Annotated in this window: 22 protein-coding genes; 16 read left to right on the top strand and 6 right to left on the bottom strand. The window is 56.5% G+C overall.

Features of this window, described 5'->3' with window-relative positions:
• The first annotated feature begins 32 nt into the window (after window positions 1-32).
• From B1C80_RS01040 to B1C80_RS01055, 4 genes are all read left to right on the top strand, one after another.
• Window positions 33-1,235 (top strand): exodeoxyribonuclease VII large subunit, encoded by a 1,203-nt coding sequence (locus B1C80_RS01040; protein ID WP_077919189.1) that lies wholly within the window; start codon window positions 33-35, stop codon window positions 1,233-1,235.
• A 60-nt stretch (window positions 1,236-1,295) separates the two neighbouring features.
• On the top strand, window positions 1,296-1,484 hold the full coding sequence (gene xseB / locus B1C80_RS01045; RefSeq protein WP_077919190.1) for an exodeoxyribonuclease VII small subunit: 189 nt from the start codon (window positions 1,296-1,298) through the stop codon (window positions 1,482-1,484).
• 147 nt (window positions 1,485-1,631) lie between these two features.
• A complete protein-coding gene (locus tag B1C80_RS01050; RefSeq protein WP_077919191.1) occupies window positions 1,632-2,981 on the top strand; it encodes a DUF937 domain-containing protein in 1,350 nt (449 codons plus the stop codon).
• A gap of 115 nt (window positions 2,982-3,096) precedes the next feature.
• Complete coding sequence (locus tag B1C80_RS01055; protein WP_077919192.1) at window positions 3,097-4,134, top strand: SDR family oxidoreductase; 1,038 nt, start codon at window positions 3,097-3,099, stop codon at window positions 4,132-4,134.
• 71 nt (window positions 4,135-4,205) lie between these two features.
• Here B1C80_RS01055 and B1C80_RS01060 read toward each other — a convergent pair whose 3' ends face one another.
• Window positions 4,206-4,745, bottom strand: a complete 540-nt coding sequence (locus tag B1C80_RS01060; RefSeq protein ID WP_077919193.1) for a DUF4136 domain-containing protein — start codon at window positions 4,743-4,745, stop codon at window positions 4,206-4,208.
• Between the two features lie 150 nt (window positions 4,746-4,895).
• Here B1C80_RS01060 and B1C80_RS01065 point away from each other — a divergent pair, with 150 nt between their 5' ends.
• On the top strand, window positions 4,896-5,933 hold the full coding sequence (locus tag B1C80_RS01065; protein ID WP_077919194.1) for an SDR family oxidoreductase: 1,038 nt from the start codon (window positions 4,896-4,898) through the stop codon (window positions 5,931-5,933).
• 251 nt (window positions 5,934-6,184) lie between these two features.
• Window positions 6,185-6,718: a collagen-like protein gene (locus B1C80_RS28285; protein WP_161492690.1), complete on the top strand. Its 534-nt coding sequence runs from the start codon at window positions 6,185-6,187 to the stop codon at window positions 6,716-6,718.
• 175 nt (window positions 6,719-6,893) lie between these two features.
• Here the strand turns inward: B1C80_RS28285 and B1C80_RS01075 are convergent, their stop codons facing one another.
• On the bottom strand, window positions 6,894-8,153 hold the full coding sequence (locus B1C80_RS01075) for an asparagine synthetase B (protein WP_077919196.1): 1,260 nt from the start codon (window positions 8,151-8,153) through the stop codon (window positions 6,894-6,896).
• A gap of 116 nt (window positions 8,154-8,269) precedes the next feature.
• Here B1C80_RS01075 and B1C80_RS01080 point away from each other — a divergent pair, with 116 nt between their 5' ends.
• From B1C80_RS01080 to B1C80_RS01095, 4 genes are all read left to right on the top strand, one after another.
• Window positions 8,270-10,777 (top strand): M1 family aminopeptidase, encoded by a 2,508-nt coding sequence (locus B1C80_RS01080; protein ID WP_139361564.1) that lies wholly within the window; start codon window positions 8,270-8,272, stop codon window positions 10,775-10,777.
• Window positions 10,774-11,688 carry a helix-turn-helix domain-containing protein gene (locus tag B1C80_RS01085; RefSeq protein WP_077919198.1) on the top strand — a complete coding sequence of 305 codons (915 nt, stop codon included), beginning with the start codon at window positions 10,774-10,776 and terminating at the stop codon, window positions 11,686-11,688. The genes B1C80_RS01080 and B1C80_RS01085 overlap by 4 nt, the downstream gene beginning before the upstream one ends.
• Before the next feature lie 83 nt (window positions 11,689-11,771).
• Entirely contained in the window at window positions 11,772-12,239 is a 468-nt protein-coding gene (locus tag B1C80_RS01090; protein ID WP_077919602.1) for a hypothetical protein, read from the top strand.
• A 22-nt stretch (window positions 12,240-12,261) separates the two neighbouring features.
• The gene (locus tag B1C80_RS01095; RefSeq protein WP_077919199.1) at window positions 12,262-12,579 is read left to right on the top strand and encodes a DUF3817 domain-containing protein; all 318 of its coding nucleotides are present in this window, start codon (window positions 12,262-12,264) and stop codon (window positions 12,577-12,579) included.
• 298 nt (window positions 12,580-12,877) lie between these two features.
• On the opposite strand, the gene B1C80_RS01105 is transcribed toward B1C80_RS01095, so the two are convergent.
• Window positions 12,878-13,180, bottom strand: a complete 303-nt coding sequence (locus B1C80_RS01105) for a hypothetical protein (RefSeq protein ID WP_077919201.1) — start codon at window positions 13,178-13,180, stop codon at window positions 12,878-12,880.
• Window positions 13,181-13,387: 207 nt separating this feature from the next.
• Here B1C80_RS01105 and B1C80_RS01110 point away from each other — a divergent pair, with 207 nt between their 5' ends.
• Both B1C80_RS01110 and B1C80_RS01115 read left to right on the top strand, forming a co-directional pair.
• Window positions 13,388-14,893 carry a catalase gene (locus B1C80_RS01110; RefSeq protein ID WP_077919202.1) on the top strand — a complete coding sequence of 502 codons (1,506 nt, stop codon included), beginning with the start codon at window positions 13,388-13,390 and terminating at the stop codon, window positions 14,891-14,893.
• A gap of 141 nt (window positions 14,894-15,034) precedes the next feature.
• Complete coding sequence (locus B1C80_RS01115) at window positions 15,035-15,955, top strand: NAD-dependent epimerase/dehydratase family protein (protein ID WP_077919203.1); 921 nt, start codon at window positions 15,035-15,037, stop codon at window positions 15,953-15,955.
• Here the strand turns inward: B1C80_RS01115 and B1C80_RS01120 are convergent, their stop codons facing one another.
• Window positions 15,956-16,306: a helix-turn-helix domain-containing protein gene (locus B1C80_RS01120; RefSeq protein ID WP_077919204.1), complete on the bottom strand. Its 351-nt coding sequence runs from the start codon at window positions 16,304-16,306 to the stop codon at window positions 15,956-15,958. It abuts the gene before it with no gap.
• 109 nt (window positions 16,307-16,415) lie between these two features.
• Here B1C80_RS01120 and B1C80_RS01125 point away from each other — a divergent pair, with 109 nt between their 5' ends.
• The 3 genes from B1C80_RS01125 (at window position 16,416) to B1C80_RS01135 (ending at window position 18,677) form a co-directional block, all read left to right on the top strand.
• Window positions 16,416-17,339: an SDR family oxidoreductase gene (locus B1C80_RS01125; RefSeq protein ID WP_077919205.1), complete on the top strand. Its 924-nt coding sequence runs from the start codon at window positions 16,416-16,418 to the stop codon at window positions 17,337-17,339.
• A gap of 131 nt (window positions 17,340-17,470) precedes the next feature.
• Window positions 17,471-18,007 carry a DUF4229 domain-containing protein gene (locus B1C80_RS01130; protein WP_077919206.1) on the top strand — a complete coding sequence of 179 codons (537 nt, stop codon included), beginning with the start codon at window positions 17,471-17,473 and terminating at the stop codon, window positions 18,005-18,007.
• A gap of 82 nt (window positions 18,008-18,089) precedes the next feature.
• Window positions 18,090-18,677, top strand: coding sequence for a Crp/Fnr family transcriptional regulator (locus B1C80_RS01135; protein ID WP_077919207.1), 588 nt, complete (start codon window positions 18,090-18,092; stop codon window positions 18,675-18,677).
• 27 nt (window positions 18,678-18,704) lie between these two features.
• On the opposite strand, the gene B1C80_RS01140 is transcribed toward B1C80_RS01135, so the two are convergent.
• Both B1C80_RS01140 and B1C80_RS01145 read right to left on the bottom strand, forming a co-directional pair.
• Window positions 18,705-19,364, bottom strand: coding sequence for a hypothetical protein (locus B1C80_RS01140; protein WP_077919208.1), 660 nt, complete (start codon window positions 19,362-19,364; stop codon window positions 18,705-18,707).
• A 131-nt stretch (window positions 19,365-19,495) separates the two neighbouring features.
• The gene (locus tag B1C80_RS01145) at window positions 19,496-20,074 is read right to left on the bottom strand and encodes a Crp/Fnr family transcriptional regulator (protein ID WP_077919209.1); all 579 of its coding nucleotides are present in this window, start codon (window positions 20,072-20,074) and stop codon (window positions 19,496-19,498) included.
• Window positions 20,075-20,265: 191 nt separating this feature from the next.
• Between B1C80_RS01145 and B1C80_RS01150 the strand changes: the two genes are divergently transcribed.
• Window positions 20,266-20,733: a hypothetical protein gene (locus B1C80_RS01150; protein WP_077919603.1), complete on the top strand. Its 468-nt coding sequence runs from the start codon at window positions 20,266-20,268 to the stop codon at window positions 20,731-20,733.
• The last annotated feature ends 11 nt before the right edge of the window (window positions 20,734-20,744 follow it).

The raw sequence follows: 20,744 nt of genomic DNA on the forward strand, positions 1-20,744 counted from the left end.
AGTCGTTCAGTCGCTCATTCACTCACTCTATTATGTCACCTATTCGCTTATCCGATCTTGCGTTCACCCTTGAAGCTGTTCTGGACAACGCCTTCGGACAGAAGCCGATATGGGTTGTGGCCGAAACGAGCGATATCAAGAATTACCCCGACCGGGGGTACTGCTTCCTGACGCTGGTCGAGCGGGAAGACGGCCCCTCGGGTCGGCACGAAACGCTGGCCAAGCTGGATGCCTGCATCTGGCGCCGGAACTACCATACCATCCGCGACTTCGAAACCGCAACCGGCGTCGCCTTTGCGCGGAACGTAAAACTATTGCTCCTGGTATCGGTCGGATTCAGCCCGGTTTATGGCCTGCGACTCGAAATCCTGAAGATCGACCCTTCCTACACGCTGGGCAATCTGGAACGCGAGCGGCAGGAGGTGCTGGACACGCTGGTTCGGGATTACCCCGACCTGGTCTGGCTCGAAGCAGGACAATACATCACGGCTAATCAGCTTCTGCCCCGACCGGCCGTGTTGCAGCGCCTGGCCCTGATTGCCGCACCGGGCTCCGATGGCTGGCGTGACTTTCGCCATGAGCTGGCGGCTAACCCCTATGGCTATACGTTCTCGGTAGATGAGTACCTGACCCAGGTGCAGGGCAAAGGGGCCGAACAGGCTATTTGCCAGCAGCTGGAAACGATACGGCTGAGCAGTACGCCCTACGACGCCGTTGTTCTGGTGCGTGGCGGGGGCTCGCAGCTCGACTTCGGCTCGTTCGACACCCTGCTGATGGGATTGACCGTTGCCGGTTTCGACATTCCGATTCTGGCCGGTATCGGGCACGAGCGCAACGTCAGTATTACCGACATGATGTGTCACCAGAGTGTGAAAACACCGACCAAGGCCGCGGGCTTCCTCATCGAACACAACCGACAGTTCGAAGAAAGCTGCCTTCGGCTCCTCGACCGAATGGGCGTTGTTGCCCGGGATGTACTCCAGAACGCCCGCGAAGAGCTTGATATGCAAACCGACCGGCTGCGGTTTGTTTCTTACAACTACCTCCGCGACCGGCATACCGAACTAACCGAGAAGGCAGTTACGATTCGGCACCTTGACCCTGCCAACGTGCTCCGGCGGGGGTACGCCCTGCTGTTACGTCAGGGCCGGATCGTTACAAAGGCGGCCGAGGTCCGTCAGAGCGAAACCCTTCAGGTTCAGCTGCACGATGGCACCATCACCGTCGTGAGCTGATGTAGAGGCAACGTGGAGAAGTGCGTGGCCAGGATTGACGTATAGACAACAAAACACAACATGACCTATCAGGAAGCTTACGAAAAACTGACAGCGCTGGTTGAAGAGATCGAGAACGAAGAGATCGCACTCGACGAACTGCCGGCCAAAATCCGACAGGCTGGCGAGTTGATTACGTTTTGCCAGGATCGCCTGCGTATCGTTGAAACTGACTATCAGGAATCGATCGAACGCCTGCCGAAGCGATAAATCGGGAATTTATCAACCGGGCTTGCGTGTCCTTTAGTAAACCTTGCCTAATTTTATCCCGGAGGGGGGTCATAAAAGGGGTAATGTGCCGATTTTGACTGTGAAGAGAACGACACCCTTGTTTTGCCCGATCGAGTTTTCCTACTTATGAATTTGTTCAACACATTCGATACTGTATTCAACCCGGACGTCGTATCGCGTATTGCGCTGTACGTAGACGAACCGGCGGATAAAATCAATAAAGCCGTTGACGGTCTGGTATACACCATTATTGGTGGTCTGATGAAGCGGACAACTACTGAAATTGGAGTCAATCAGTTATTCAGCCATATACAAAAAGGGCGTTATGACGGTAGTCTGATCGAAAACCTCGATCAGTCACTACGCGATCCGGCGCATACCAATACGCTCATTACGCAGGGTAATGATGTGATCAGTCATTTGCTGCCCGCCATGAAAAGCTCGATCGGCAGCATGATCTCGAGCTACGCGGGCATCCGCAACTCATCGGCTATTTCGCTGCTGGGTCTCACCACCACGATCGTATTGCACGGCCTGGGTAAACAGGTTAAAGACCGGAAGCTGGACGCCGATGGGCTGGCCTCGCTGCTCTTTGCCGAACGCGATGCTCTCATCAACACCGTACCGGACGAATTCATGCCCCGGCTGGTCGAGAAGGTGGGGCTGCAGCAGATCGTTTCGGGCCTGGCAGCGCCGGCCCGCCGTTCCGCGACCGAGGCACCGACCCGCCCAGTGGCTTCGCCATCCCGCCAGACCGCTACGGCTTCGCGCCCACCTATCAGTTACGAACCCGCCGAAGAAGAAGCCGGGAACAACAGCTCCCTGGCAAAGCTGGCCGTAGGTGGGCTGCTGGTTCTGGCCGTACTGGGCGGAGGCTACTACATCTATCAGAATACCCAGAATTACGCCGGCGATGAGCAGATCGTTACCGACGCGGGCCCGGTCACGAGCGATACCATCCAGGCCGATACCGTAACCCGGTCGCTGGCCGTGCCGGCCGAGCCGGCTCCGCGCTCTACATCAGCAACCGCGGCAACTACCGCAACCGGTCTGGCTGTCGGGGGCGCGCCCACCACGCCAACCGGTAATCTGACGCAGCAAATGACGCCTTATCTGGGCAACGCAGCCCTACCCAAAGGCCGGATCTTCCCACTGACGGAGGTGTCGTTCTCGCCCGGTTCGTTATCCATGACGTCGGGGCAGGCAACCGTTGGGGAGCTGGCCACGCTGCTGAAAACCTATCCTTCGCTGCAAATTCAGCTGATCGGTTACGCCAATGATGCCAGTGGAGCGCTTACCAACAAGAGCCTGTCGTTCAAGCGGGTCAACCAGATCAAGCAGCAGCTGATGTCGTCGGGTATCGATTTTGTTCGGATCGACGCAATCGGACGCGGCACCGGCGTCAGCAAACGGGATACATCCGGTATCCCCAAACCGACGCTGAAAAAAATCGACGTTAAAGTAGTCGTTAAATAAGCGAAGGCAGAGGATGGCCATGGGGGGGCTGATGCCGCTCCTCCCCGTCCTGTCCAAACAACTTCCCGCCCGTCAGGTTGAATGGTAAGCGATCAACTTAACACACTCAACTCCTATGACAACCGAAGCAGGCAAGACAGCTCTTATTACCGGCGCATCGAGCGGTATTGGCCGTGAACTGGCAACGTTATTTGCCAAAGATGGGTATAACCTCGTTCTCGTAGCCCGAAGCGAAGATAAACTTCAGGATCTGGCCGACAAGTACAGACACCAGTTTGGCACATCGACCATTACGGTTATCGAGAAAGACCTGTCGAGTCCGCAGGCTCCGCAGGAAATCTACGATGAGGTAACCCGGCAAAACATTACCGTAAACGCCCTGGTGAACAACGCCGGTTTTGGCGAGTATGGCAAGTTTGCGACCGAAACCGATCTCCAGAAAGAACTGAATGTCATTCAGGTCAACCTGACATCACTGGTCCACCTGACCAAGCTGTTTCTGAAAGATATGGTGAAGCGGAATGAAGGGAAGGTTCTCATGCTGGGGTCGGTAGCGTCTGTGATGCCTAACCCGATGATGGCGGTTTACGGAGCCACCAAGTCGTTTATCTATTCGTTTTCCGAAGCGCTGCGTAACGAAGTGAAAGATACTGACGTCTCGATTACGGTGCTGATGCCGGGCGCGACGGATACCGATTTCTTCAACAAGGCGGGCGCGATGAACACAAAAGCGCAGGATCAGGCCCGCTCAACCGACCCAGCTGTAGTGGCCAAAGATGGGTACGCAGCCATGATGGCTGGCAAAGACAAGATTGTGTCGGGTGCTATGAATAAAGTACAGGTAGCGGCCGCTCACTTTCTGCCCGATCAGGCTGTTGCCGCCAACATGCGGAAGCAGATGGAAGATCGCAACGCCCAGCAGGAAGAGCAGTCGTCGGCGCTGGCCCTCGGCATCGGCGTAGCAGCCCTCGTGGCAACGGGTATCGTTCTGTATGCCACCTACCGAAATGCCGGTCCGATCGATCGGGCGCGGTATCGGTATAAAGCCAGCAAAGCGAGCCGGTCGGCTAAAAACGCACTGGCTTCCGTAGTCGACTCGGTGGCCGGGTCCTACTACAAAACCAAAGCCGAGGCCGAGCAGGAAGCGGTGTAGCATGAATGATGAATGGTAAATGATGAACGAGGGGCGACTGTGACCGCGCCAGTTCATCATTTACCATCCATTCACTTTTTCCCCGGAAACCGTTCGAACACGTTGGCGACGGCATTGCTGATCTGCTCAGGGTCCAGCGTTCGTCGGTTGAGTACGCTTGAGACGGCTACATCCCACAGCAGGGCGTTACGCTGCGCGTCGACTATATGTAAGTTTACGGTTCCCTCCTGATACGTTCCCGTCGGCACTTCCTGACTCCGCCAGCTGTACCGGCGCTGACCAATATACAGCGGGGCTTCCCGAATCGTGGTCTGCCGGGTTTGCGTCCGCTCCTTCACCACGGCCCCCAGATTGACCAGCAGGTCCGGATTATCTTTCGTAGGCTCATAGCCCCGATTCTTCAACTCGATAGCTACGGCCTGTTTGACCTGTTCCATAGCTGCCTGGTATGAATCGCGGGGGGTTGGGTCGATACGGGCTGTATCGACAAAAGCATAGGTCCGGTAAGCCGCCCAGGTCGCCGACCGATCCGACTCGTTACGAACAACCCGAAACGGGGAGCAAGCCGATACCAGCCCGATAAGCAACAGGAAAAGATGGGGTAATTTCATGGCGTTGGTTAGTTTCCTGTATAACAAATCTCCGTGGCTATTTGTGCGTAAGCGAACCTTACCGGCACCTTGCCTCACCCAGCGTATTCGAACAACTTCGACCAGCGCCGGTTCTCTAGAGAGTATTATTCGTTACTTAATCACAACGTTATGAAAGAAGGAACAGGAAAAACAGCCCTTATCACCGGTGCCTCCAGTGGCATTGGTCAGGAACTTGCCAAACTTTTTGCCCAGGATGGATTCGACCTGGTGCTGGTTGGCCGACGTGAAGAAACCCTCGACCGGCTGGCCGATGTCTTCCGCAATAACTACGGAACCCAGCAGATTACCGTCATCAACAAAGACCTGGCGCGGGAAGATGTAGCGCAGGAGCTGTACGACGAGTTACAGAGCAAAGGCATTACGATTAATATTCTGGTCAACGACGCGGGGGCGAGTACCTACGGGAAGTTTGCCACCGAAACAGAATGGGCGCGCGAGAAAGAGCTCATCCACCTCAACGTGCTGACCACCACACTACTGACCAAGCTATTTCTGAGCGATATGGTAGCCCGCAACGAAGGCCGTATTCTGCAGCTGGCTTCGATGGTATCGGTAACGCCTTTCCCGCTGATGTCGGTTTATGCGGCTACCAAAGCGTATGTCTGGAGCCTGACCCAGTCGCTCAATAATGAACTCAAAGGCACCAACGTAACCATGACGGCGCTGATGCCCAACGCCACGGCCACCAATTTTTTCCGCGAAGCGGGTGCGCCCAAACTGGTCGTTGAAGACATGATGGATGATCCGGCTATGGTAGCTAAAGACGGCTACAAGGCGCTGATGAAAGGCGAGGCCAAAGTAATCCCCGGCGGGCTGGGTAACAAAGCGCAGGAACTCATGTCCTATGTGTCGCCCCAGGAAGCGCTGGCCTCTCTGATGCGCAAGCTGCTCTCGCCCAAGCATGAGTCAGGGCAGGACCAGAAAACGCCAGCCTGGACCGTTGGGATCGGCATTGCGTTGGCGGCTGTGGCGGGCTACGCGCTCGTACGTGCTTATACCAACGCCAACCCGATCGATAAAGCTCGTTATCGGCAACAGGCGCAGTCGCTGGGGGACTCGGCCTCGGGTACGATCTCGTCGATCATCGACTCGGTTGTCGGAACCTATCACAACGGCAAAGCTAAAGTCGAGTCGACGCTGGCCTGATACTGATAGCCAGTATAATCAGACCATATAACTGAACGGAGAGGTCAACGCCCGCTGTAAGCAACAGCGTATGGCGTTGACCTCTCTGTCGTTTATCCGGGTAGCCTGACTCATTACCCTATGTCTGATCTGGTGCGTACATCTACGTAATTTCCCGGTAGTACTACCTGTGTTCACTCGTTGCTGTTTCCGACAGTGGGGGTGATGCGACTAAGAAGTCGTATCACCTTACTCATTAATCACTGTTCAACATGAAACGTTTACACACAGGCCTGCTCGTGGCTACCCTCTTCCTTGGATCGTTTGTTTTTCAAAACTGTCAGCCTAAAGACGGCGAAGTAGGCCCCACCGGACCAGCCGGACCTGCTGGCCCCACCGGACCGGCTGGTCCGCAAGGTGCCAAAGGCGAGACAGGCACCGCCAACGTTCAGTACTCGCCCTGGATTCCGACCACATTCTCGGGCAGTGGCAGCAGCTATACGGGCAACATTACAGCCGCAGCCATCACGCAAGCCGTTCTGGACCGTGCCGATATCCGCGTGTACTGGAGCGAGAGCGGCCGGGTACTTGCCCTGCCGTATGCGCAGACAATCGGGGGCACAAGCTATTCGGTACACCAGCGCTTTTACGTGGGGCGCATAGAGCTGGTTGCTTCCTATGCGTTGTCGAGCCAGCAGTTCCGCTACGTCATTATTCCGGGTGGCGCTGCGGTTGGCGGGCGAAAGGCGGCCATCGACCTCAACGATTACGAAGCCGTAAAAAAAGCCTACAACATTCCTGATTAACCGTAGAGACGCATCCGCCCGGCGGCCCGGCCCATGCGTCTCATTCGCGTCAGCAACAAGACCCCATGCAGCTCCTATGCGTCAGCAATTTGTAAGTACAACCACCCCTCCCCTATAACGCCGTGTTGCTGACGCGTAGGAGACGCATAGGCAGGGCCGCCGGGCGGATGCGTCTCTACGTTTTGCGCTTCTTTTTGCGGGCCGAGGGGAACAGGACGTTGTTGAGAATGAGCCGGTAGCCAGGCGAATGCGGGTGTAGATTAAGGTCGGTAGGGGTGCGCCAGCTGCCGCCCCCGCGGACACCTTCGGGATCGTGACCGCCGTAAAAGGTCCACTGGCCCCGCCCTACTTCGCCGTAGATGTAGCGATCGGAGGTTTTCCCCTCCCCCATCACCAGCGAACTGGGTTTGACGGCGGCCTTCCGGAACGCGGTGGTCTGCCCAAAAAACTCTTTGATAATGTGTTCGTGGTTCTGGGTAAGCATGGCCGGAATTACGTCCCATTTGGCCGAGAAGTTAAACAGCTCGAAGAAACCGGCCGTCTGGTCATAACCCCGACCGGCGGCCGAGTTTATGTCAGAAAACGTAGAAAAGCCCCGGTATCCATTGTCGCCTTCGAGGGTGAAATTTCCGAACGCCAGCGTTTTGGTAAAGTCCAGCTTAGCCTGCGCGTCGGGGTCGGTACCATCGCCGTCGTACGCACTTCCTACAATATCGACGCCCTCCGCTGCCAGCGCAATATCGAGCGTTTCAGCGCCCGAACACATGGCAAACAGATAGCCTCCGCCCGCGCAGAACTCCTTGATGGCTTTGGCCACCGCCAGTTTCATGGTAGATACCTTCGAGAACCCATATTTCTTCGCGATGTCTTCCTGCGCTTTGATGTCGGCCAGCGTCTGCCGGTGAATGGCCCGCCCAAACTGACCCGTAAAATCCTCATGGTGCAGGTGCAGCCAGTCATATTTGGGCAGGTCGCCCTTTAGAATCTCTTCATCATACACGACCTCGAACGGAATTTCGGCGTAGGTCAGCACCAGCAGTACGGCATCCGTATTTTCGAACTCGGACGGGCTCACTTTAATGGGCGAATAAACAATGATCTTAGCCGCCTTGTGCAGCGTCACCACGTTCATATTCAGATCGGGATCAGCCAGCTGCTGGCGGATAGAAGCCGCCCGGCTATCGGTAATCGACTCGAACGATACGCCCCGCACCCGGCATTCGGTCTCCAGCGCGGCCGAGTGCTTAATCAGAAACGCCCCACCCCGGTAGTTCAACAGCCAGTCGACGTCCTGGTCGTCTTTCAGCATTTTATACGCAATGCCATAGGCTTTGAGGTGGTTGGCCTGCTGATCGTCCATCGGGATCAGGATTGAGCTGGCGCGGGCGGCAATAATCGCCGACAGGAAAAGCAGGATGGTCAGATGCCGTTTCATAACTTGCATACGTTCGCAACTGGTTCTGTTCAATGGTGAAGCTACTTTCCTTTTCCTGTTACGGTCTTCTACTGTCTACACTGGCTGTACTTATGATGTTTTGTACCCGTCAGGCTATGCCCCCATCTCCGCCCCCCGTCGAAACCGGCGTTTCGCAGGCCCTGGCCCGATTTCGGGCTCAAACCCTTGGCGATCTGGCATATGCTCTCAAGTTCGACATTCCTGCGCAAAAAAACCAGCCCATTCCAGCCAGTGAAACCATAACCTTTACTTGGCAGCCCGGCAACGCACCTTTGCAACTCGACTTCAAGGAAGAACGCGCTCATTTGCAGACTGTTTCGGTTAACGGAACAGCCATTCCAATTGTTTTTGAGCAGGAACATCTGCTCATCGATGCGGCCCGGCTCCGACCCGGCACCAACCAGATCACGATTGGCTTTACAGCCGGGAATCTATCGCTGAACCGGAACGACGATTACCTCTATACCCTGCTCGTTCCCGACCGCGCCCGCACCGTCTTTCCGTGTTTCGACCAACCCGACCTGAAAGCCTCGTTTCAGCTTACGCTTACCCTTCCGCAACGCTGGCAGGCCATCACCAACGCCAGCCTGATCGACTCCGCCGTAACCGCCGACCGGAAAACGCTCCGGTTTGCTGCTTCGGAGCGGATACCGACCTATCTGTTTTCGTTCGTAGCGGGGCAGTTCAGGCCCGTCAGCCGAACCGCCGGCAACCGGCCCATGCTGTTGCTCCACCGCGAAACCGACACCACCAAAATCCGGCTTAGCCTCGCCCCGCTCTTCGATCTGCACGCCGAAGCGCTGGGGTTTCTGGAAGACTACACCCAGATGCCGTATCCGTTCAGCAAGTTCGACTTTGCGGCCATCCCTGATTTTCAGTACGGCGGCATGGAACACGTTGGCGCCATCGACTACCGCTCCTCTACCCTCTTTCTCGACAACGGCGCCACCCGCGATCAGAAGCTGAACCGCGCTACCCTGATTGCGCACGAGACGGCTCACATGTGGTTCGGGGATCTGGTGACCATGCGCTGGTTCGACGATGTATGGCTCAAAGAAGTGTTTGCCAACTTTATGGCCGATAAAATCACGGAGGCTTCGTTTCCCGATGCCAACTACGATCTGCAGTTCGTGATCGACCATTTCCCGGCGGCCTACGCCGTCGACCGGACCGAAGGCGCCAACCCCATTGGTCAGCCGCTGGCCAACCTCCAGGAAGCCGGCTCGCTGTACGGGGGTATCATCTACCACAAAGCGCCGATTATGATGCGGCAGCTGGAGCTCCTGATCGGGAGAGAAGCCCTCCGGGAGGGGCTGCGCGATTACCTGAAAACCTACGCCTTCGGTAACGCGACCTGGACCGACCTCATCCGGATTCTCGACGCCCGTACCCCAACCGACCTCCAGGCCTGGAGCCGCATCTGGGTCAGCGAGACCGGCCGACCGGTTTTTACGCACCAGATCGAGCAGCAGAACGGACGCATCAACCGATTTACGATCACACAAGCGGGTGAAGATGGCTCCAGACGCCTGTGGCCCCAGGTGTTCGACGTGGCCCTGGTCTATGCCGACCGGGTCGAGCTGATTCCGGTTACGATGAGCCAGCCTACCGTTGAGCTAACCGCTGCCCGGGGCAAAACACCCCCGCTGTTCGTCGCCTTCAACGCCATGGGGCAGGGATACGGCCGTTTTCCCGTCGACCCGGCTACCCCCGCCCAGCTGGCCAGAGTTGGCAATCCGGTTACCCGGGCGGCTCTGTACATCAATCTGTACGAAGCCATGCTGGCAGGAGCCGGTATCGGGCCGAAACAGCTCATCGATACGTACCAGACCATGCTGGCAACCGAGAAAGAGGAGCTTACCCTGCGGCTGCTGACCAGCCAGCTGACGGACCTCGTCTGGACATTCACCCGACCCGCCGACCGGCCAGCGGTGGCGGCCCAGGTCGAACAGGCGGCCTGGCAGGCTATGGAACAGGCTCAACACCCGGGTATCACTAAACTGCTGTTTCGTCTGTACCAGAGCGTGGCCCTCAGCCCCGGCGCCCAACAGCGACTGTTTACGATCTGGGACCAGCAAAAAGCGCCGGCGGGCGTGACCCTCACCGAAGATGACTATACCTCCCTGGCCCTGGCGCTGGCCGTACGCGACTACCCGGCCGACGGCATCCTGACCCGGCAGCTCGCCCGCATCAAAAACCCCGACCGGCAGAAACGACTCGAATTTATGATGCCCGCCCTCTCGGCCAGTGAGGCCGAGCGGAACGCTTTTTTTGCGTCACTGGCCGTCGAAGCCAACCGCGACCGCGAAGCCTGGGTAACAGCGGCACTTGGGTATCTGCACCATCCGCTCCGGGCCGCAACCTCGGCCCGCTACCTGCCCAAAAGCCTCGAGTTGCTGGAGGAGATTCAGCGAACCGGCGACATTTTCTTTCCCGAGCAATGGCTGCGGGCCACGCTCAGCGCGTATCAGACCCCCGAAACGGCGCAGCTGGTCCGGCAGTTTCTGGCCGACCGGCCGGGCTATAACCCCCGTTTGCGCGCGAAACTGTTACAGGCTGCCGACGGACCTTTCCGAGCCAGTAAGCTCCTTTATCAGCCATGATCACAGATACGCATTTCCCGGCTATCAGTCCGGCCATGGCACGAGACCGGTTTCTGCTGCGCGACGAGACGTGGGACAATCGTTTCAGGCCCGATTTTGACCAGTTCATTATCTCGTCGTTCGAGTACGCCCGGCCCGTTATTAAACTACCGGTCCCGACGGGCCGTACCGGCAACCACGCCCTTTTTCTGGTTACGGGTGGCGAAGTCGCCATCCGGATTGGTCATCGGGCGTATACGCTCACCTCGCCCGAGCTGGCCATCGTTCCGGCCATGCAGATCTTCTCGATCGAAACCATTCAGGAAAACACAACGGGGTACATGTGCTTTGTCAGCCCGGAACGGCTACGCACCGCCGTTGGTCCTGCCAGCTTCGATTTTCTGAAGCTGACCAGTCAGCCCGTCGTGTCGTTGACAAGCCCCCAAACCGATTACATAGCCAATCTGCTCGGGCGGCTCTCAGCGGAGTATTACACCCACGGCAGCACGCGAACCGACCTGATCGGGCCATATCTGCTCACGCTGATGACGGAAATCAACCAGGCTTATCTGGGCAGCGTACCGCCCCGGATCAGTGCCGGCGATCAGCTGGTTCAGCGGTTTATGGACGTACTGCCCCAGCGCATTCGCCAGTCCAGAGCGGTAACGGCCTATGCTGACTGGCTCAACGTGACCCCCAATCACCTTAACAAAGTACTGAAAGCCCGAACGGGTCGGTCGCCCTCGGTCTGGATTGACGAGCATATCGTTCTGGAAGCGAAAGTGCTGCTTTTCCAGTCTGGCCTGACGGTGGGGCAGATTGCGGCCGAGCTGGGTTTCGATGACCAGTCTACCTTTGGTAAGCTGTTCAGGAAGTACGTGCACCTGAGCCCCACGGCTTTCCGAGCCAGGCACAGCCAGCAAAATGATTGATTCGGACCAATTTCCAACGAATACGTCCTAACTCAACAACCGCCTACGCCCGGACCTTTGCGGTAGATTATATCGGTTATTCTATGGTTTACCCAATCATTCTGTTTCTGCATAACGCCCTGCGGTGGCTGGTACTCGGCAGCCTGCTGGCGGCTTTGTTTAGTAGCTACTCGGGCTGGCTCAGCAGCCGTCCGTACCGCCCGCTCGACCGCGCCGTGAGCGTGCTGACGACCTCCCTCGCACACACCCAGCTGTTGGTTGGCTTATATTTGTACACCATTAGCCCGATTGTCAGCTATTACTGGACCTACAAACCCGGCTTCGGCGAATCGACCGAATTTCCGTTCTTTGGGCTGATTCACGGCAGCCTGATGTTTATAGCGATCGTTGTGATGACCGTTGGGGCCAGTAAAGCCAAGCGGCAGACCGATCACCGGCAGCGCTTTCGAACAACAGCCGTTTATTTCACCATCGGCCTGTTGCTGATCGGCCTGTCGATACCCTGGCCATTTTCACCCCTGGCCAGCCGCCCCTGGATACGGGGTCTTTAACCAGTCTTTATCAACCACGACAATGGCAGCTACTTTTTTCAACTCCCCCAAAATACGGCTACGGGTTATCGGTTTTGCCGAGGGGCTTTCCTACCTCATACTATTGTTCATTGCGGTGCCGCTCAAGCGCATCGGCGGTCATCCGGAAGCCGTTGAACTGGTTGGCCCCATTCACGGGCTCCTGTTTGTCCTGTACGTGCTGACGGTCATACAGGCGAAGACCGAGTATCGCTGGCCGCTGGGCAAAACAGGGCTGGCCCTACTGGCTTCGGTCCTGCCCGGCGGAACCTTCTGGGCCGATTACAAACTGTTCAGGCAACTGCGCGAGCCGTCAGAATAAGTATGCCCGTACTTATCTTCCAAACAGACATGGTCGGTACGGGCTGCGTACAAACTGTGGGGGCTGCCCTGAATGCTGTCAACGTCATCACTCGCTGGACGGTAGATCTGGAAGACTGTGATCGGGTTCTACGAATTGAGACGGCTGCTGGATCTGCTCTGGAGGCAGCAACGGTTATCGAGCTGATGAAAGGCCTAGGTTTCAGCTGCAGCGAGTTACCCTAGCTTTGTAAAAAAACGGTCCCTCCTCATGCATCGTATGGCATGAGGAGGGACCGTTTATATCAGCTTATCGTAGCTTACTTCACGGCGTCGATAGCGGCAGCGGCTTCGGCGGCTTCGATGGCAGCGCGGTTTTTGTCGCCGTACTCATCTCGTTGCTCCTCGAAATAAGCGAAGATCTGCGTGATGGCTTCTACGTTTTCGGCTATTTTGGCGTGCATATCGCCCAGATCGGTTTCCAGACGTTTATCGTTCAGGCCGTTCATGTTATCAACTTCGATCTGACTGATCTTCGTAATCAGTGCGGTCTGGCTATTTTGAAGATCCTCAAGCTCACGAACTACTTTGTTCATCAGTTCGAATTTCTGTAGCTTATCCATAGGAATCAGTTATTTTGTTGAGTAATACTTACCTAACAGGATGCCGACAAAATGGTTTTAGATTCTGGCTTATTACGCATCAATCCACTCTATATGATCATAAAGCAAATCAATTTGACCTATGACAGAGCCTGCTCTACCTTGTTACTCGTCAACTAGCTTTTTTCTCACCACTCACGTATCAACCGCATCATCAGGCGCACTCGTATGGACAACCAGCCCCAAAAGTTAACTACCGCTTCAGGACGGCCCTATGCCGAAAACGAAAACAGCCAGAGCGCCGGCGCACGCGGGCCTTTGCTGCTCCAGGACTATATCCTGCACGAAAAAATGGCGCATTTCAACCGGGAGCGGATTCCGGAGCGGGTTGTACACGCCAAAGGGTCGGGCGCTTACGGTACGTTTACGGTAACGAACGACATCACCCAGTACACCCGGGCCAGACTGTTCAATCAGGTCGGCAAGGAGACCCGGGTGTTCATGCGGTTTTCGACCGTTGGTGGCGAAAAAGGATCGGCCGATACCGAGCGCGACCCACGCGGCTTCGCGGTTAAGTTCTACACCGAGGAGGGCAACTGGGATCTGGTGGGTAACAACACGCCCGTCTTCTTCGTCAAAGACCCCAAGAAATTCGGCGACTTCATTCATACCCAGAAGCGCGATCCGTACACAAACCTGAAATCGCCCACCATGATGTGGGATTACTGGAGCCTGAACCCCGAAAGCCTGCATCAGGTAATGATTCTGATGTCGGACCGGGGTACGCCGGTTGGATACCGGTTCATGAACGGCTACGGCTCGCATACGTTCTCGCTCATCAACGCCAAAGGCGAGCGCTTCTGGGTCAAATTTCATTTCAAATCCATGCAGGGCATCCGCAATTTCTCGGGGCCGGAAGCCGACGCGATGAAGGCCCGGGATCTTGATTTCGCCCAGCGCGACCTGCTCGAAGCCATTGACAACGGGCATTATCCGAAATGGGCGCTGAAGGTACAGATCATGCCCGAAGCCGACGCCAAAACTTACAAGTGGAATCCCTTCGATCTCACGAAAGTCTGGCCGCATAAGGATTACCCGCTCATCGACGTTGGCGTGCTGGAGCTGAATCAGAATCCTGACAACTACTTTGCGGAGGTCGAACAGTCGGCCTTTGCCCCGGCCCACGTGGTAGACGGTATCGGCTATTCGCCCGATAAGATGCTTCAGGGTCGATTACTGTCTTATCCGGATGCACACCGCTATCGGCTGGGCGGTAATTACGAGCAGATTCCGGTGAACCGCTGCCCCTACGCCGTTCATAACTACCAGCGCGACGGACAAATGCGGGTAGATGGCAACGGCGGCCGCACCCCCAACTACTTCCCCAACTCGTTCGATACCATTGTGGCCGACGCGTCGTACAAAGAACCCGCCCAGACGCTCGACAGCCTGGTAGCCGACTGGTACGACCGGAATGCACCCGGCGACAATGACCATTATACCCAGCCTGGGATCCTGTTCCGGGAGGTTATGACGCCCGAGCAGCAGATGGCCACGGTTCAGAACATTGTAACGGCCATGCGCGGCATTTCGGGCCCGAAAAAAGAGCAGATCGTTTTCCGGCAATTGTGCCACTTCTTCCGGGCCGACATGAGCCTGGGCATGGCCATAGCGCGGGGGCTGAACGTAAACGTCGATCAGTTTATGCCAACCGCCCAGAGCGCACACGCTTAGTGAATTGACGGCTACCCCCAAAGAGACCTCTCTGCGTTCTTTTTGGGGGTATTTTTTTGCGCCGAAGTTAACCCGGGTCAATGCGTAGTTGCCTGCCCGTGAGCACCTTTGCAGTATCTCAATTTAACGCACAAACACACGATGCAAACGATACTCGGTGCGGGCGGCACCATTGCCAAAGACCTGGCCAGCGCTCTGACAAGCTATACCGATCAGATTCGGCTGGTCAGCCGGAACCCGAAGGCGGTTAACCCGACCGATGAACTGGTTTCGGCCGACCTGACCGATGCCGGCGCCGTACGTCGCGCCGTGGCCGGATCGGAAGTCGTCTATCTGACGGTTGGGTACGACTATTCCGTAAAAATCTGGCAGGAGAGATGGCCTGTTACCATGCGCAACGTCATCGAGGCCTGTCAGGAGCACGGCGCTAAACTGGTCTTCTTCGACAACATCTATATGTACGACCGGGATCACCTCGACCCCATGACCGAAGAAACCCCGATCCGGCCTACCAGCCGGAAAGGAGAAGTCAGAGCGCAGATTGCCGGTATGCTGATGGAGGCCGTACGAGCCGGTACCCTGACGGCCCTGATTGCCCGATCGGCCGATTTTTACGGACCCGGTAATGACAAGAGCGTACTGGTCGAAACGGTTTACAAAAACCTGAAGCAGGGCAAAGCAGCCAACTGGCTGGCCGGCCTGGACTACGTACATAACTTCACCTACACCCCCGACGCGGGCCGGGCTACGGCTCTGCTGGGCAACACGCCCGATGCCTACGGGCAGGTCTGGCACCTGCCCACCCACCCGCAACGGCTGACGGGACGGCAATGGGTCGAGCTGTTTGCCAAGGAGATGCACGTAACACCCAAAGCCAGTGCCTTACCCGTTTGGGCCCTGTTACCCCTGGGCTGGTTTGTACCGCTCATGAAGGAACTACGCGAAATGGTTTACCAGTACGACCGGCACTACGCGTTCGACAGCAGCAAGTTCACCCGGCGATTCGGCATCGAAGCCACCTCCCCGATTGAAGGGGTGCGGGAAACGGTGCGCGGCAACTGATCAGCGGGCAACAGCGGGTTGCATGATGCGTCGGCGGTGGTTCCTGCCCCAGTCGCCCAGCGCCGTCAGTACGGTATCTAACGAGCGACCATAGTCCGTCAGCCGGTAATCGACCGAGACAGGCATGGTGGGGTAGACCCGCCGTTCAACCAGCTCGTTCTGCTCCAGCTCTTTCAGTTCTTTCGATAACATACGGGGCGTAATGCCGCCAATAGCCCGCTCGATCTCGCTGAAGCGCATGGGACTTTCGCTGTGGAGCAAACTCATGATCAGCAACTTCCACTTACCGCCCAGTAATTCGAGCGTGTCGGCCATGGATCGCAGATGGTTCGTGCAATAGGTCTGTTTCATGCTGAGTATGAATTACTATGCTATAGTATAGTACTATACAAAAGTATAGCCATATAAAATGTATAGCAAACCGGTTGAGCTTTGCGACAGCATCTAACAAAAGGCTGTCATGAACACAACCAACCCATTAAACGTACTCGTCTACGGAGCTACCGGATCGCAGGCCGGTGCGGTACCTACCTTCCTGCTGGCGGCTGGTCACCAACCCTACGTTCTTACCCGCACTGCCGACAAAGCGGCTCACCACGCCCGAGCGGGCGCTATCGTGCTGGAAGGCGACATGGCCGACGGCAACCGGCTGCGTGAGATCAGCGACGGTATGGATGCCGTATCGCTGCTGATTCCGTTCTTCGCCAACCCGGCCGAAGTTGCCAATTACGGCCGTCAGGCTATCGATGCCGCCAAGGCCGCGGGGGTCAAGCTTCTCGTCTGGAACACCAGCGGAGCAATTCTTCCCGTTCGGACGGGGAACCCATCCATCGACGTCCGGATCGATATGCAGCAGTATTTACAGGAGAGCGGGCTGCCCCATATTATCATTCAGCCGAGTGTATACCTCGAAAACCTGCTCGGCCCCTGGACGGCACCGTTCGTTGCCAACAAAAACCAGGTTGCCTATCCGGTGCCTGCTGATATGCCTGTTAGCTGGATTGCGTCCGACGATGTCAGTGCCCTGGTGGCAGCGGCTCTCGAACGCCCCCAGCTGGCAGGGTCGAACTGGCCCGTTAGCGGGTTGGCCAACCCGGACGGACCGGCGCTGGCCCGGGCCTTTTCGGAAGGACTCGGTCGCCCAATAACGTATTACGCCATGCCACCTCGTGATTTTGGCGGTATTCTGGATCAGGCCTTTGGGCCGGGGGCCGGCGCTGCGGCTGCCAGTGAATATCAGCGGATGTGGGACTTCCCGGAGCAGCGACCTGCTTTTCGGGCCGACATGCAGCCGGTCCTATCCGAACTGCCCGTTCAGATGACGAGTATCAGCCAGTGGGTTGCGGCCCGCAGGGCGCTTTTCTCGGCCCCGGTAACCGCCTGATTAACAGACCACGCCTTTCGCTCAATCCTATCGGGCACGAGCTGGCTGTCGGTTTATATTTGACAGGTGGGGCGGGTCAGGATCCAAACGCCTGCCTGCCCCACCTGTCAACCCTAAGCCCTTCAAAGCGAATGCACTACAAAACTGTGTACGACATCTCGGTGGAGCCTTACGACGGCTGGATCTGGTTCATTTTGGCCGGTATTTTTGCGATTCTGGTGCTGTACAGCTTCGGTATTCTGACCACGGTTAAGCCCGGTCTATACCCACAGCGGCACTGGGTTGTGGGGTTTGCCCTGGTTATTGCCGGGATAGCGGCCTTGTCGTACTGGGACTTTCACCGGCTGCGCGACCGGCTCCTGGCTGACGACTGTGAGCACCTCGACGGGATCATTCAGGGGCATTGGGAAAAGAAATGGGTAGCGCGCGATGCCAGCGGGAAACCCGACCGAAAACACTACGAGGGGTTTACGGTCAACGGCGTTTCGTTCGGTTATTACATCAAAGAAGCGGAACATGCCGGGTTTCAGAACGGTGGTCCCACCCAGATTCCACTGCCCGATGGTATGCCCGCCCGGGTGTGGTACATCACCGACAAACATATCGACGACGGATATCTCGAAAACAGGATTCTGAAACTACAGCTAGGCGAATTCCCGAAAAATTGATAACTAGATGACTGGTGCGGCCCGGGAGCCAGTAGATCAACTGATGGCGGCCTAACTCAGAACCCTGGTTAATCGATCCATCATGACAAGCAGCAGTCCTCTGGTATCAAAAATCAGCCAGATTATAGCGCTATCGGCTTCTGAACAGGAGCTGATCGACACGCTCTTCCGCCCGCAATCGCTGCATCCGGGCGATTTTTGGCTGCAGGAGGGGCAGGTTTGCCGCTATGTGGCCTATATCGAAGAGGGTCTGCTGCGATATACGGTCAACCACGATGGCGACGAACTTACGTACTCGTTCGGGAAAGAGACCGATTTTGCCAGTAGCTACGAGAGTTTTCTGACCCAGTCAGCAGCCAACTGCGCCATTCAGGCCATCGAACCAACGCTGCTCCGCTGCATCACGCATGAAGACCTTCAGCGGTTTTATCGGGAGGTAAACGAAGGCGAACGGTTTGGGCGGCTCATCATCGAGCAGATTTTTCTGCAAACGGTGCATCAGCTGACTGGTCTGTATACCAACACCCCCGAAGACCGGTATCTGAACTTTACCCGACACTTCCACGATATTCAGCAGCGTATTCCACAGTATTACCTGGCCTCCTACGTGGGCGTAAAACCCCAGTCGCTCAGCCGCATCCGGCGCCGGCTGGCCCGGACAGGCCGATGACACAACGGGGTTACGCCGAAGGGCGGTTCAGAAACCTATGCCAACATTCAGGCTGACGTGGCTGTTTCTGAAGGACTGATTCTCCCCGACCCCCGTTACGTCGCCCCGTCGGTTTGACGTTTCGAAATCGAAGTCAATGTTAAGGGCCGACCGTTTTTTGAGAATCGGAACAGAATAGCCCAGTCCGACCAGCAGGGTAGTACCGATGGCAAACTGATGCTCGTAGGTTTGGGTTGCGTTATACTTTGTTTTCTCCGTCATCTGGCCAATTCCGAAGCTGCTCTTCAGCGCCAGACCCTGGTTGAAGCGTTTGCTGAACAGGTAGTATTTGGCACCGATACCGGTATGGTAGTAGTTGAAGAGGTATGTTTCGCTGTTACCACCGTTGTTGGGTGTAGCAAAAAAACCTTTGATCCCTGCCCCTACGCCGAGGCCCTTCCACTGGGCCGGGGCAACATAAAACCAGCTTGTGAGCGTGTTTCCCTGGTTTCGGCCAAAGCCACGCCCGTCGTTGATCGTTTCTTTTTCGGCGAGCTGGCCCGAGAAAAAGGTGTTGCCGTACCCAATGCTGATAGTCGCGTAGATGGGTAGCTTGGCGGGTGCAGGCTCCGTCTGCTGCGCCCGGAGGGCAGTAGTTGCCAGGAGGAAAGAGACGGACCCGAGGAAGGTAATCTGAACGGTTTTCATACGTGCTTTTAACGGCTTTGTGATCGGTTGACTTACGATACAAAGGTGCTGCCTGATCAGGGCGTCGTGCCTTGACTTCGGTTAGCTTCGCCAGCGACGTATCTTGACCTGGGTTAAGAAATAGACCTATTCTACCGGTTATCGGCCAGTCGTTTCCGAATGCGCGACAGACTTTCGGGCTTGATACCGAGGTACGACGCAATATGGTGCAATGGAATCCGCTCCATCACCTTGGGCCGTTCGGCAATGAGCTTGAGGTAGCGCTCTTCGGGCGTATCGAACAGTAACGAGGCTGTCCGGCGCTGAGAACCGATCACTATATTCTCGGCCAGCAATCGCCCGAACCGCTCGAAGACAGGCCGTTCGGCATACAGCGCCTGCAGATCGGTTCGTTTAATGACCAGCAGTTCCGTGTCTTCGAGCGCATCGATGTACTGCACGGCTGGCTGCCCGGTCAGGAAACTCTGGTAATCACCAACCCAGGCCCCTTCGAAGAAAAACTGCCCGTTGTACTCGTCCCCGTCTTTCAGGTAATAGTAGCGCAGACAGCCCTGGTTGATGAAAGCGATATGTGAACAAACCTCCCCGCCCCGCAGCAACAATTCATGTTTGGCCAGTCGGCGCGGAGTGAGCAACGTAGCAAAGTACATGAACTCGTCGCGGGTAACGGGCAACAGCCGGTCCAGACTGATTTTCAGGCGGTCAAACATAGGGGTAAGCTACAACCTTTAGCGGAAAAATCCGCTTTCGAAATGTGCTCCGGGGCTGATGACGGCACCCAATCACTCGCCAGCTTCGCCGGGCAACCGAACGTAATTAACTCAGGTGCACGAAACAGGCCGGCCAGACCAGGATGTTTGCATTCGTTATCAACGTCGATAACCTTTTCCATCGTCCTGTCATGACGCGTTTATTCTGGTTTTCCTGGCTCGTCGGCCTCCTGTTGACCTCCCCGGGCTTACTGGCCCAGCATCGCTTTCCCAAGCATGAGTTAAGTATCAATGGATTCCGGGCTCCATCGATCGGGCTGGAATACCGCCACCAGGCTTTCTCGGTCCATGGCGGCTATTACCTGACCAACCTGAGCCCAAACCTTACGACCCGCTTCGTAAAAGCAGGGGTAACGGGCTGGTTTTTGCCGGTTGGCCGGCAGCCCAATCCGTCTTCCTTCTATGCGTCGGTATCATACCTGCGTGGTCTCAACCGCGATTACGAAGCCAGAAACGCAGCCTCGGCCGAACTCGGTTTCCGATGGATGGTCTGGCGCGGCCTGAATCTGCGGATCGGCGCCATTGCGCTGGCGTCAGCAGGCCAGGGCGTAAAAATCAACCCAACGCCGGGTATCAGCTACTCATTCGTTCTCCGATAATCGATCTATCC

Origin of the sequence: Spirosoma sp. 209, from assembly GCF_002006735.1 — a bacterium.
Classification (GTDB): Bacteria; Bacteroidota; Bacteroidia; order Cytophagales; family Spirosomataceae; genus Spirosoma; species Spirosoma sordidisoli.

Coding starts and splice junctions, on each gene's coding strand:
- B1C80_RS01040 (WP_077919189.1), top strand. CDS start 33: ATGTCACCTATTCGCTTATCCGATCTTGCGTTCACCCTTGAAGCTGTT.
- xseB (WP_077919190.1), top strand. CDS start 1,296: ATGACCTATCAGGAAGCTTACGAAAAACTGACAGCGCTGGTTGAAGAG.
- B1C80_RS01050 (WP_077919191.1), top strand. CDS start 1,632: ATGAATTTGTTCAACACATTCGATACTGTATTCAACCCGGACGTCGTA.
- B1C80_RS01055 (WP_077919192.1), top strand. CDS start 3,097: ATGACAACCGAAGCAGGCAAGACAGCTCTTATTACCGGCGCATCGAGC.
- B1C80_RS01060 (WP_077919193.1), bottom strand. CDS start 4,745: ATGAAATTACCCCATCTTTTCCTGTTGCTTATCGGGCTGGTATCGGCT.
- B1C80_RS01065 (WP_077919194.1), top strand. CDS start 4,896: ATGAAAGAAGGAACAGGAAAAACAGCCCTTATCACCGGTGCCTCCAGT.
- B1C80_RS28285 (WP_161492690.1), top strand. CDS start 6,185: ATGAAACGTTTACACACAGGCCTGCTCGTGGCTACCCTCTTCCTTGGA.
- B1C80_RS01075 (WP_077919196.1), bottom strand. CDS start 8,153: ATGAAACGGCATCTGACCATCCTGCTTTTCCTGTCGGCGATTATTGCC.
- B1C80_RS01080 (WP_139361564.1), top strand. CDS start 8,270: ATGCCCCCATCTCCGCCCCCCGTCGAAACCGGCGTTTCGCAGGCCCTG.
- B1C80_RS01085 (WP_077919198.1), top strand. CDS start 10,774: ATGATCACAGATACGCATTTCCCGGCTATCAGTCCGGCCATGGCACGA.
- B1C80_RS01090 (WP_077919602.1), top strand. CDS start 11,772: ATGGTTTACCCAATCATTCTGTTTCTGCATAACGCCCTGCGGTGGCTG.
- B1C80_RS01095 (WP_077919199.1), top strand. CDS start 12,262: ATGGCAGCTACTTTTTTCAACTCCCCCAAAATACGGCTACGGGTTATC.
- B1C80_RS01105 (WP_077919201.1), bottom strand. CDS start 13,180: ATGGATAAGCTACAGAAATTCGAACTGATGAACAAAGTAGTTCGTGAG.
- B1C80_RS01110 (WP_077919202.1), top strand. CDS start 13,388: ATGGACAACCAGCCCCAAAAGTTAACTACCGCTTCAGGACGGCCCTAT.
- B1C80_RS01115 (WP_077919203.1), top strand. CDS start 15,035: ATGCAAACGATACTCGGTGCGGGCGGCACCATTGCCAAAGACCTGGCC.
- B1C80_RS01120 (WP_077919204.1), bottom strand. CDS start 16,306: ATGAAACAGACCTATTGCACGAACCATCTGCGATCCATGGCCGACACG.
- B1C80_RS01125 (WP_077919205.1), top strand. CDS start 16,416: ATGAACACAACCAACCCATTAAACGTACTCGTCTACGGAGCTACCGGA.
- B1C80_RS01130 (WP_077919206.1), top strand. CDS start 17,471: ATGCACTACAAAACTGTGTACGACATCTCGGTGGAGCCTTACGACGGC.
- B1C80_RS01135 (WP_077919207.1), top strand. CDS start 18,090: ATGACAAGCAGCAGTCCTCTGGTATCAAAAATCAGCCAGATTATAGCG.
- B1C80_RS01140 (WP_077919208.1), bottom strand. CDS start 19,364: ATGAAAACCGTTCAGATTACCTTCCTCGGGTCCGTCTCTTTCCTCCTG.
- B1C80_RS01145 (WP_077919209.1), bottom strand. CDS start 20,074: ATGTTTGACCGCCTGAAAATCAGTCTGGACCGGCTGTTGCCCGTTACC.
- B1C80_RS01150 (WP_077919603.1), top strand. CDS start 20,266: ATGACGCGTTTATTCTGGTTTTCCTGGCTCGTCGGCCTCCTGTTGACC.